This window comes from Clostridium sp. D33t1_170424_F3, from assembly GCF_015667585.1.
Classification (GTDB): domain Bacteria; phylum Bacillota; class Clostridia; order Oscillospirales; family Acutalibacteraceae; genus Anaeromassilibacillus.
Window position 1 is genome coordinate 25,400 of the sequence record NZ_JADPEG010000024.1, and the last position, 11,840, is coordinate 37,239.

An 11,840-nucleotide genomic window follows, 5' to 3' on the forward strand; every position below is an offset into this window, starting at 1 on the left:
AGATTTTTAGCCGATTGTTACCGTACAATGCTTGACGGCATTCTGGCCCGGCAAAGTGGTATACACGCCTGCGCTTGTACCCGGCGCACCAACGGCCCAGACTCTGAAGTAGTAGTCATTGCCGATCTGCGTCACGTACTGCGTTTTCAGGACGTTGCCGTTGCCTACAGTAAAGCTCGGGACCAAACCGTTTCCGTTGACCACGGTCATCTTGAAGCAATATGCGGCGCCTCTCTTGATCGTGAAGTCCACTGTTGTATCCGAACGGACAAACGCGGCGGCCAAACTGGAATTGGCGGCGGCGATACCGGAGGAACCATAGGTGTTGTTTCCGGTGTTCGGCGTTCTGGTACCCGTGCCTTTGTTGGTGTTCGGCGTATCGTGGTGGTCGTTGTCCTTGGTCAGGCCTTTGATGCCCTCTCGAAGTTCAGCTTCCATTTTGTCCACGTCTTCCTGCGTCGCGTTTGGATCATTGAGCGTATTGTTGGCATTCTGCAGAGTCCTCAGGAAGGTCGCAACGCTTTCTTTGGTGTAACCGGTGGTATCAATCTTCTTGGCGTCGTTCACCAGGGACTCAAGTGACGTTTTGTCCGGAATCAAACGCAATGCGCCCATGGCTTTGGTCAGACGGTCGATCATCCGATCCACATCCGCCTTTGTTGCCGTATCGGGATCCAATTCCTTGGCGGCCTCCAAAGCGGCAAGGAATTCTTCCTGGCCGACCGGGAGGTACTGGTCCAGAATGGCAGCGACTTTTTCCGCTTCTGCAATCAGCGTGAGCAGAGTATCAAAGTTGGCCTTGTATTTTAGATTGTCGGTTGCCTGAATCAGGTTATCAACAGCTTCTTTGATTTCCTTGTCCATGGCGTTTTCATCTTCATACACGCCAATTGCTTTTTCCAAAGCCTCCATCAGGACAGCCCAGGTCTCGCTGGTGTAATCGTCTTCCTCCATCATCTCAATTGTGTCGATCTTATCCTTGAGGATGGTCTTGTCGCCCGGCTGGAAGCTCAGGTACTGCATCGCCTTGATCAACGCGCTCCATGCGTCGTCGATTTCCTTCTGGGTTGCGTCTTTCTTGGCTTCCACATCTCCTGCGTTCTTCAGCGCGTCTGCAAACTTCTGCTGCACGACCGGCAGGGAGCTTTCCAGCTCTTCGCTGCCGACCAACGCCTCCGCCTTTTCAATGACCGTACGCAGGATCATCTTGTTGACGACGGTGAATGCAAAGTTGAGGGTGGTATCCTTGTTCGGCATGATATAATCCATTGCGAACTCGTTGACGTCGAAATCTTCATCGACCGCAACCGCCTCGCCGTTAATGGATACGCCGGCCAGCTCTCTGCCAAGTACTCTGGGAGTAAAGCTGAGGGCCACGCTGTCGTCCGCATTGACGTCGGCGCTGTAGGAGCCGATCAGATTGGCCAGCTTCTGGTCTTCGCCGTCGACGGCCAGCTCCACGTTCCTGCCGTAGTTGACGGTCAGGTTATGGATGGATGGCGCATCCCTAAAGAGTTTTGCATCCGCGAAATTCAGGTGGCTGTAATCGCCGGCGCCGTAGCTCTGCAGGTATAGAATTAAGGAAACAGCGTTATCCGGGATCTCTGCATCGACTTCCAGTGCATCTGCGCTGTTGGCAATGTAATATTGGCCGCTGGTGTAGATTTGTGTTTTGTTGCCCTTGGCGTCCACACTGTAAACCACAAAGAAACCATAGGCGCCGGTAGACGTTTTGTCGTGCGCCGCAAGCGCAGTAAAGCGGGTATAATTCTTTCCTTCAATGGGGAACTCCACCTGTACGGTAGGACGCTCGACATTTCCGCCGCCCTCTGTATTGACGGAAACACCCTTATCAAAGGAAGTCATCTGACCGTTTACCTTAACTTGGATCTTGTCGCCATTGGGCGCCTGATCCAAATAGACATATTCGGAATCCGTATCGATGAGATCGCTTGCGTATTCAGAAATGACCCAACGGTATCGGATCGTATAGGTGCTTGTTGCGCCGGACGGCATAACAGCCTTGACGACAACGCCGTTTTCAATTTGTTCAATCTGTACATCGACATTGGAATTGGCCGCGGTGACGTCGACCACGGGCTCCTGTCCAACCTCGATCTCGACCGTGTACTCGCTGATCATCGGATCAAATCCGGAGATGGATTTTCCATTGACTTTAATGTCATTGATCAGATAAACGGCGATATTGGGCACAAAAGCAATCTTGCTTTCCGCCATCTTGTCCGTATCGGCCACGATGGGGGAAATCTTAAAGGTATGCGTATAGGATTTATCCGTATCCAGACGGTAGGGAGCGAGCGGAACCTGGCCCGCAAAGGCTGTGTTGCTGACGCCGCGCTGCTTGTAATCGATGCACCAGATGGTATCGTCGCGCATCGGGAGCTGGTACGGATGCCTGTAGGTCGGGTTGTTGTAGGAACCGCTGTTGAGTTCTTCCGCCGTGTAATGCAGTGCGGAGGTCTCCATAACGCCGTCGGCGGTGACCAGCAGGCCGTTGCCTTTGTCGTTGGTCAGAGAAGTCCAGCGCACGTCGGTGCGGTTGCCGTTTTCCTGCGGACGCATCAGTTTGTATTCAAATTGCTCGTCCACTGTGCTCTGGTATACGCCGATCTTGGAACCGGTCTTACGATCGCAGTAGTTCTCGTCCGGGCCGCGTCCATAGTATTCCAGATTCTCATAGCCTTCGGCAACCTGCATGCGCATACCGACCTTCGGTAGAGCAGCCTGGTTTCCGTCGCCGGGAGCAAAGTTGCTTTTGGGAACAAACAGGTTGTTGACGACGATTTCGCCGTTGCTGTAAATGTCGTAGGTGACAAAGTTGGATGCGTCGACCGGAAGGTCTTCAGAGATTGCGACGGAAATCATTTTGTTGGTATTGTTCTTCTCAATCTTGACCTGTACATTGGACATATTGTCTTCAACGTTTTTCAGGCCGGCGGGGAAGGTGTTGGTGGTGTCATTATAGGTCTGCGCTCTCCAGTAGCTGGGAACCGGACCCTTTTCCAATACGGTTTCACCTGCGACGGAATAGTTGGTGATGACGCCGGATTCCTTATCCATGGAGATGGAGAAAGTCTGGCCAGCGGCGGTGACGCCTTCCATCTTCAGCTCTTTATCCGTATCGGTTACAGCTGTAAATTCTGCCATTGCGTCAAGGTCGATGCCGTCCTGCGCGCCGGTTTGGAAAGTAAGCGGGAGCTGCTCAAAGGCAAGCTCGTCGCCCGCGTTTGCCCAGGCATTGTCTTCCTTGTATTGAACGCTGAATTCCAACATGTAGTCAGAACCCGCTTTTGCAGTGAATTCCGGCAGTTCCAGCTGGACGGTCTTTTCTGTGAGGGCGGGGATGCTCTCCGCGATTGTTCCCTCTGCGATGACGGTCGTGGTATCTTCCGTCAGTTTCCAGAGAATGTCATAGTTTGTCAAATTGGTGTTTTCAAATTCGTTGACAATGCGGACTTCGCCGTCAACCGCTTTGCCGTCGTCATAGAAGTTGACCTGCTGGTGAACCTTGCGGACTTCAACCAGTTTCGGGCTGGCGGTACGGTCTGCATAGGCAACGCCGTTGGCGCAGAACGCGTCGTCATTGTAATTCTTGTCGATCCAGTCGCCGCCGAAGCCCCAATAATTGTTGCCCAGCTTATCCTGGAGCCAATCGTAATTGGTGGATTTGGCGACCATTTCGTCTTCGCCGAAGTCTATCCAGTAAACGACGTTTTCATCGTCTCTGGTGCGGTCGGCAGATTGGATTTCTTCCTTGGTCAACGCGGTCTGATAAACGCGGACGCCGTCAATCGCACCGGTAAAGATGCGGCTGGATGCCGCAGAGTCAAGACCGAGCGTCAATATGTCGTTGGAAGCGTCGAAAGGCGCGTTGGCAGTGGTGGATTTGGCGCCGGTGTTTTCCAGTTCCTCGCCGTCCCAGTAGATATGCAGGCTCTTGTCCGCCTCTACAACGCCGACGATCTGGTGCCAGTTGCCGTCCAGGTAGTTATCCGGCAGCGCCGCGGTTGCGGTACCCTTCTGCCAGCCGTCTACAAAGAGCTCGAAGACCTTGTTGGCGGATCTGCCATTGATCTTCAGGCCCCAGCCGTTATCGCCGGTGGAGATATAACCCTGGTCGCCGGAAGAGGGGATATTGGCGGGCTTGATCCAGGCTTCGAGGGTGAGGGAATCTCCCTTTGCCTTCAGGTTTGTGCCGCGGGAAACGCTGAGATAGCCGCCCTTTTCCGCCTTGGTCCCATTGCGGCCTTCTACCCAGGCAGCGCCGCTGCTCGGGACGGCCTCGGTGCCGGTCTTTGCGTCGGCTACTTTGTAGGTAACGACGTTATCCGGTACGGGCGTCTCAATGGACTGATCGATCCAGTCCCAAATGAAGCCGCCCTGCGAGTTGCTGTAGGCGCGGGTGACATCCCAATACTCTTTGAAGTTGCCCAAAGCAGTTCCCATTGCATGCGCATATTCAGACTGAATATACGGGCACTTGTTGTTGGTATTCCTCGCGTAGCTTTCGATGCTGGAGGGAGCCGGATACTGCGTGCTGTACATATCAACGATATTACGGCTGCGCTCACTGTAATCCATCGGGTCCGCACTGTTGCTGGATTTGTAATAGTAGTGGCCATAATAGCCGCTGGATTCTCTTTCATACTTTCTCAGACGGCCCGGGTCGCGTTCCAGCAGATACTGGGAGGTTACCCAGAAGCAGTAGTTGTCGTCTAAAGGTACGGAAGTATAGGTTGCCTCATTGCCCAGAGACCACATGATGATGGACGGGTGGTTCTTGTAGCGCTCCGACATGTTAATCGTGCGGTAGAAGACCGGGGAGACCCATTCCTTATGGCCGGACGGGATGGCACCGCCGGAGCTGGGGGCAAACGCGCCTCTGTGGGATTCTATATTTGCTTCCGCGCAGACATAGATGCCCAGTTCGTCGGACAGCTCGTACAAAATCTTGTCGTTGGGATAGTGGGAGGTACGGATAGCGTTGACATTGTACTGTTTCATCAGCAGAAGCTCTTCAATGTAGCCCTGACGGTCCACAGCATGGCCTTTTTCAATATCCGTATCGTGGCGGTTGACGCCGCGGAGCGTGATCTTTTCGCCGTTGATCTGCATTTGCTCCTGGCCATATTCATTAATGTTGACTTTATAGATTTCACGGAAGCCGACGCGCTGTGCAACGGTTTCCATGACGGTTCCGTCTTTTGCCTTCAGCTCAATAAGCAACAGGTAAAGGTTTGGCGTATCCGGGAACCACTTGGCCGGATTGGTCACATCAATGGAACCCTTTGTGGTGATACCGGTGCCCGCGACCTTTGCCAGGAATGCTTCCTTATCCATCTCTTTGCTGGAGGCGGTTGCGGGAATGGTAACCGCGGGAAGCTGTGCTTCACCGATTTGGGCGCCGTCCATATCGAACAGCGTGGCGTCTACGGAGTAGTCGCCGGCTTCCGCGTTATGCAGGCCGCGAACGTCCACTTCCAGGTTCAGGGTGGCATCGCTGTTTACGTCTGTCCGGTCTTCCAAAGTAGTTTTAACAAAGAAGTCGCGGATTTCAACCGCATCCTTGGAATAGAGGTAGACGTCTCTGTAAATACCGCTCAGACGAATATAGTCCTGATTCTCCAGATAACTGCCGATGGACCAGCGGTGTACCTTCAATGCCAGGGTGTTTTCTTCGCCCGCGGGTTTCAGGTATGGGGTCAGGTTGAAGTCGTGGGCAGTGAAGCTGTCGGTGGAATAGCCGACGTATTCGCCGTTGACATACAGATAATAAGCCGATTCCACACTCTGGAAGGAGATGAAAATTTCTCTTCCATCCCAGTCTTTGGGCGTGGTAAAGGTCGTCCGATAGTAACCGACCGGGTTGTACACCGTCGGCGCATGGGGATTGACATAGTCGATGCGCTCAAAGTTATCGGTGCCACCCAGGCTGCCCCACGGATAGCCGTGGTTGGTATACATAGGCTCATCATACTTAAAATTGCCGTCTTCATCCTTATAGGTCTGCCATGCCTGCGGCACGTGCTCCGGATTGAAATCCGCCGCCGCGGCTTCATCCAGTTCCGCCGCCAAGTAAGCGGCGTCTTTCTCGATCGCTTCGGCGGGCGTCTGTACTAAGGTAAAGTCCCAATCTTTTCCACTTAACAGCTGGTAGTAAGCAGAGCCTTCCTTATCGTCCAAAACAGAGGCCTCATTTTCCAATGCTGTTTCCGTGTCCTCATAAGGGATGAACTGTGCATGATACGGCTCCTGATTTTCAGCGGGCGTTTCAATTTGGTCGTACCATAATTCTCCCGCAAACGGGCTGTCCTGCGCAGCGTTTGGAGCGGTCACCGCAAGCGCCGCGCTGCAAGTGTTGAGAGTGAGCATGCCTGCCAGCACCAGAGAGAGAATATGCCGGAACGGTTTCTTTGAACTTGCTTTCAACTTTCACGCCTCCTTGCAAACTTTCTTCCACATTCCAAATCCAATTGCAATTTTAAGAGCATTTTCCGTGTGTTTTCCATATGGAAAACAGGCGGAAAGCCTCTTAATGAACGGTTGGTTCTTTTCTGAGCTCATTGTGCGTCAGTGCTGATTTCACTCCTTTTTTGACAAATATAAACAATGAACATAAGATAAAAACCAATTTTATTGTGATTTTAGATTAAACGATTTTGGCGTGATTTTAGTGGTTATTTAGAATATATTAGTTATATCGTATAATATTTTTCAATTTAATTGATAAGTTTTATTGATAATAAGCTAACAAAAAGCATCGGTTTACTCTGTGAACCGATGCTCTCATAGAACAAATGTCTGATATTCTGGACGACATTTTCTGTATGTTGGCATACGGACGGCCGTCTGTCAACATACAGCAGAGTTTTTATACAACCGGTTCCCTCCCGGACGGTTGCACCAATATCTTTTAATGCCGGTGAATGTCCAGCACGTGCACGGAAGCATCAGTGCGGTTCACTAAAATTCTCCCAGCTTTTTTTATAGAATGGTATTTACACACACGCCTGTGGATTTTTTTCCAAGATCAATTCCACTTTGCGCTGTATGCTTGGCAGCAGTTCTTCCGCCCAGGAGTATTCAAACAGAAATTCCCCTGTAAAGGAGGCCGCCGCGCGTGCATCCCCGTTCAGTACGCGAAAGTAGTCGCAGTCGAACGGCTCACAGTTGACGCCCAGCTTACCGCGCACGGAGATCAACGTTTCTCCAAGGCCCGCTTTTTCCAGGGCTTGACGCAGATACATGCATGCTTTGCGGTACTTTCCTTTTACCTTGCTGTCGTATTGTTCCTCTTCCCAGAGCGTCCCGATGATGAAGTCCATGTCCGACAGCGCGCCGCTCTGGCTGATTAAAAGGGCAAACAGTTCTTTGGCCTTATGGCTTTTAAAATCAACCGGCGTGTCGTCCACAAAAAGGCCGAAGCGGCCAAACGTGCGAATGACCGCCTTCTTTTGCTCAACTGGCTTTGCAATACGCCGCACCCGGTCGATGATCTTCTGGATTGACTCGCGTTCAAATGGTTTTAGAATATAGCCGTATGCGTCCGCGTTAAAGGCGTCAAAGGCATATTTTTTGAAGCCCGTTACAAAAACGATTGCGATTTTTTCGTTGATGGCGTGCAGGCGGTGCGCCAGTTCCAATCCCTGAATGCCCGGCATTTCTATATCCAGAAAGGCGAGATCTACAGGATGGGATTCTGCGTAGGAAAGCGCCTCCGCAGCGTTTAAGAAAACCCCGGCAATTTCCAGGCCCGAGATCTGTCCGCAGGTGTCTGCTAGTTCTTCGGCAGCCAGCGGTTCGTCGTCAACAATCAGGATCTTCATCGAAGAGTTGCGCCTCCTGTTCTGGAATTTTGATGACCTGTTTGGTCCATTTGCCTATTTCACTTTGAATATCCAGCTCCGCGTGCAACAGTGTCTCCAGCCGGTAACGGAGGTTTTTGATGCCGATTCCGCCGAAGTTGGCGGATTGCAGCTGATCCGTGTCAAATCCGACGCCGTCGTCTGTGATCTCAATCCAGACAAATCCGTCTTTCTGATAGGATTTCAGGGAGACAGAGCCCCCTTCTACTTTTTGGCATACGCCATGCCGCACCGCGTTTTCCACCAAAGGCTGCACCGTGAGCGGCGGTACCATAAAGTTGCAGAACTGAATGTCCCATTCCACACGGAGACGATCGCCAAACCGCACCTGTTCGATGTTGAGATAAGCGCGAATATTCTGCAGCTCTTCCTCAAACAGAATGGGGTCCGTGCTTTCGATGGAATTCATATTTCCACGCAGATAGGTTGAAAAGTCATATACCGCGCGCTCCGCCTTGGCGGGATCCTTCCGGCAGAGAACCTTAATTGCAAGCAGCGCGTTGTACAGGAAGTGCGGTTGTATCTGATGCAGGGCAAGATTCGTCTGTGCCTGCTGCAGCTTTGCACGCATTTCCGCTACAAACAGCGCCTCGTTCTGGATAGAGTTCATGCGTTTGCCATCCATGTATTTGATTGCAATCGCCAGCAGTACCAGGCTGAATGGGTAGGCGAAGCTGTCACCTGAAGGAAACACCCCGGCAAGCGCCATATCGCCCAGGAATCCCCCGGTATAGAGCGCCATACATCCTAAATAATAAGGGAAGAAATACGGGTTTGGAGGATTCGGATCCTTGAGGACCGGGACCAGCAGACGGAAAAATAGAATCGGAGCCAGTAGAAGATCGATAACAAGCCACCACCAGGAGGTATGAAACAAAGCCCCAATGATGATTGCGACCCCGTAGACGCCGGACATCAGTATACCGGTCAACAGCACGCTTCGCCGCATTTGACGGCCCTTGGGCATGTCCGGCGCAGAACACAGCAGAATAGACCATGCGGCGGCTCCGGCAAGGTGGAGCGGCAGCTGGGCATAGTCAAAGGGGAGAGGAGACCAATAGACCAGCGCGGAAAAAATGGACGCGCGGTAAATACTTTTTAACAGTAAGAGAAGCATTAAAATCAAAATGGAAACAGAATAGCCGCTTTTCGGTTTTAGAATGAGATCCATTGCATAGAAAATAATGAAAACGATTGCAATGCCAAGCAGCAGAGAACTGAAGATCAGGTTTCTGCGCGCGTCCCGTTCAAATGCGTCGTGCTCGACCAATACAGGAGTGATGCACAAACCCGGGTAGGTGCGGCTGGCCGTCTCAATGACCAGGTCGCATTCGGAGGAGCGTAAATAAAAATTGCCGTACTTGCGTACTTCCGGTTCTACCTCAATATTGTTGAGGTTTTTCAGGAGCGTGCCGCTTTCGGTTACAGACTGGCCATTGATGAAAACGCGATAGGCTGATGGGAGATTGGGAACGGCTACCAGAATATCCGCTTCGGGCGGGCAGTTGATCAGACGCAGCCGGTAGCTGGCATAGCCCTGATGGGGCAGCGGCTGGTTATCCGGGTTCCATCCTGTCCAGTAGCCGGGCACCTGGATCATTCCATCCGGATTTTTATTTTCCTCATAGTCTGTGACCAGGAGCGTGTTCCAGAAAAATTCCCATTCGCCATCCAGATAGATCGGTTCCCCGGCGCCATAGTCGGTCCCGTACAGGTCCAAAACGCCGTTTTTTACGCAAGGCGCCTCTGAATGGGAGGGCGCGTACCAGACCGAGTAAGCAAATACCAGGCTGATCAGGAGCAGGCACAGACCAGCGGTCCAAAAAAACTTTTTATTCTCCTTGTTGATCGATCGCATATGTCCGCCTTCTTTTCCATGTTTCCCAAAACAATTTTAGTCTATCGTAGCATGCAGGATGATAAGTTGCCGTTTGGAATTATACAATGAATTTTTGCTATTTTGTGTTTTTGTGTCTCGCAGATACCTTGTTTGTACCATAGGTTTGTGATATGCTAATTTCAAATAAAGATCGCTGTCGGATTTTGGTGATATATGTGAAAAAATTACTGTTGTGTGTTATGGTGTTGTGCATTTTCATAGGGTTCCCGGCCTGTACGGCTGCTCCTGCCCCCATGGAGAACCATACACATCCCAAAATATTCCGGTATTCGCTGCCGATGAACCCGAATACGCTGAATCCCCAGGAAACGGATGGGATACCGGAGATGACCATCGCCTATCATATCTATGAGGGTCTGATGCGCACCTACCAGAACCAGCTCCGCTATGGGATCGCCGAGTCATATGAGATTTCCACAGATGGGCGGACCTATACCTTTCATCTGCGCGACGCGGCGTATGGGGATGGAACGCCTGTAAGGGCGGAGGACTTCGTCCGCGCGGTGCAGCGGATGGTTACAGAGGAAAGTTCCAGCCGTCCGTTTTTTGCCTATCCAATCCGAAACGCCATGAAAATCCACGATGGAGAGCTTTCTATTGCAGATTTGGGAGTGAGTGCGATTGACGAAAAAACGCTTCGTTTCGTATTGGAAAATCCCACGCCGTATTTTTTGCAGTTGCTGGCTCTGCCGTCCTTCTCTCCGGTGCGTTCGCAGAGCGACTTTTCAAAAATGGAAGCCGGCCTTTGTAATGGGCCGTTTATCGTGAAAAAGTGGATTCGCAACGACTCTATACGGTTGGAAAAGAATCCGCTCTATTGGGATGCGGACCGGATCAAGCTGGACGCCGTGGAGATCGTCATTGCTTCCGATTTTGATAAGCTGTACGGAATGTTCAAAAATCAGGAACTCGATATCCTTCCCACCTCTACGGATATTATCAATTCTGAAACGCTGCCCTATGTGGAATACTATTTTAATGGGGCCAACGATTTTATTCGCTTGAATATGAGCGAGGACTGCCCGCTACATAATAAAAACCTGCGGCTGGCCCTCAACTATGCGCTGAACCGCAATGCGTACGTTGCGTCACTCGGTTCGCATACGGTGACGCCCAGCGCGCGATATGTTTTGCCGATTCTTCCGGGAACCCATAAAACGTTTGGCGAGGAGTATCCTCTGGAGGCGTTTCCGCTCGAAGGGGATACACAGATTGCCCGCGATTATTTGAAAAAAGCTCTGGAGGAATTGCGGATTGAAAAAGCAGAGGACCTGTCGCTTGAGTTGCTGATTTCAGACGATTATTGGGCCACTATAGAGGCGGAAATCATCCGGGAGCAGATGCGGAATGTGCTGGGAATTCAGATTGACATTTTTGCTGTTCCCTATAATACGCATATGGAACTGGACGCCGCTCATAAATTCCAGATGTCCCTGTCCGGCTGGACGCCGGATTATCCCGACCCGGCAACCTATTTGGAGCTGTGGACCTCCAATTCTTCTTACAATTACGCCGGCTACAACAGCCCGGAGTATGATGAGTGCTTCCGTTTGGCGAATAACCAAACGGACCCGCAAAGCCGGATGAGCCTTCTTGCCCGTGCGGAAGACATTCTCCTGCGGGACGGCGCGCTGATCCCCCTGCAGATTCGCCAGAGCGCCATGCTGAAAAACCCCAAGCTGACAGGCTTTAAAACCAGCTATTTCAATGTGGAGTTTCAGTACATTTACGCGGATTTTCTGCCGTAACCATAAAAAAACAGGAAGCCTCCTGCCTCAGGTGTTCTGCGGCAGGAGGCTTCTGTCATTTTAAAAGGGGATTGGGGTTCGTTGTGAAGGAAACCCCAATCCTTTTTAAGACATGTTTAGAAAATAGGCTGTGTGTATGGCAGACTGAATTTGCATCAGCCAAAGGTTACGGAGCAATGGATCTGCGGTCGGCGTGTACCTCCGGCAATTCTCTCAATCATCCGGTATGTTTTCAGCCAATGGTGACCGCACAATGCTTCACAGGGTTCTGTCCGGGCAGGGTGGTGTACACGCCGGAGCTCTGGC

Annotated in this window: 4 protein-coding genes; 1 reads left to right on the plus strand and 3 read right to left on the minus strand. The window is 51.5% G+C overall.

The genetic code is table 11. The features are described from left to right. Window positions 1-6 precede the first annotated feature (6 nt). From I4V53_RS13345 to I4V53_RS13355, 3 genes are all read right to left on the minus strand, one after another. A complete protein-coding gene (locus I4V53_RS13345; protein ID WP_195986189.1) occupies window positions 7-6,450 on the minus strand; it encodes a glycoside hydrolase family 2 TIM barrel-domain containing protein in 6,444 nt (2,147 codons plus the stop codon). A gap of 569 nt (window positions 6,451-7,019) precedes the next feature. Beyond that, the gene (locus I4V53_RS13350; protein WP_195986190.1) at window positions 7,020-7,847 is read right to left on the minus strand and encodes a response regulator; all 828 of its coding nucleotides are present in this window, start codon (window positions 7,845-7,847) and stop codon (window positions 7,020-7,022) included. Then, window positions 7,828-9,744 (minus strand): sensor histidine kinase, encoded by a 1,917-nt coding sequence (locus tag I4V53_RS13355; protein ID WP_195986191.1) that lies wholly within the window; start codon window positions 9,742-9,744, stop codon window positions 7,828-7,830. The genes I4V53_RS13350 and I4V53_RS13355 overlap by 20 nt, the downstream gene beginning before the upstream one ends. A 275-nt stretch (window positions 9,745-10,019) precedes the next feature. Between I4V53_RS13355 and I4V53_RS13360 the strand changes: the two genes are divergently transcribed. Next, the gene (locus tag I4V53_RS13360; RefSeq protein ID WP_195986192.1) at window positions 10,020-11,534 is read left to right on the plus strand and encodes a peptide ABC transporter substrate-binding protein; all 1,515 of its coding nucleotides are present in this window, start codon (window positions 10,020-10,022) and stop codon (window positions 11,532-11,534) included. Window positions 11,535-11,840 lie beyond the last annotated feature (306 nt).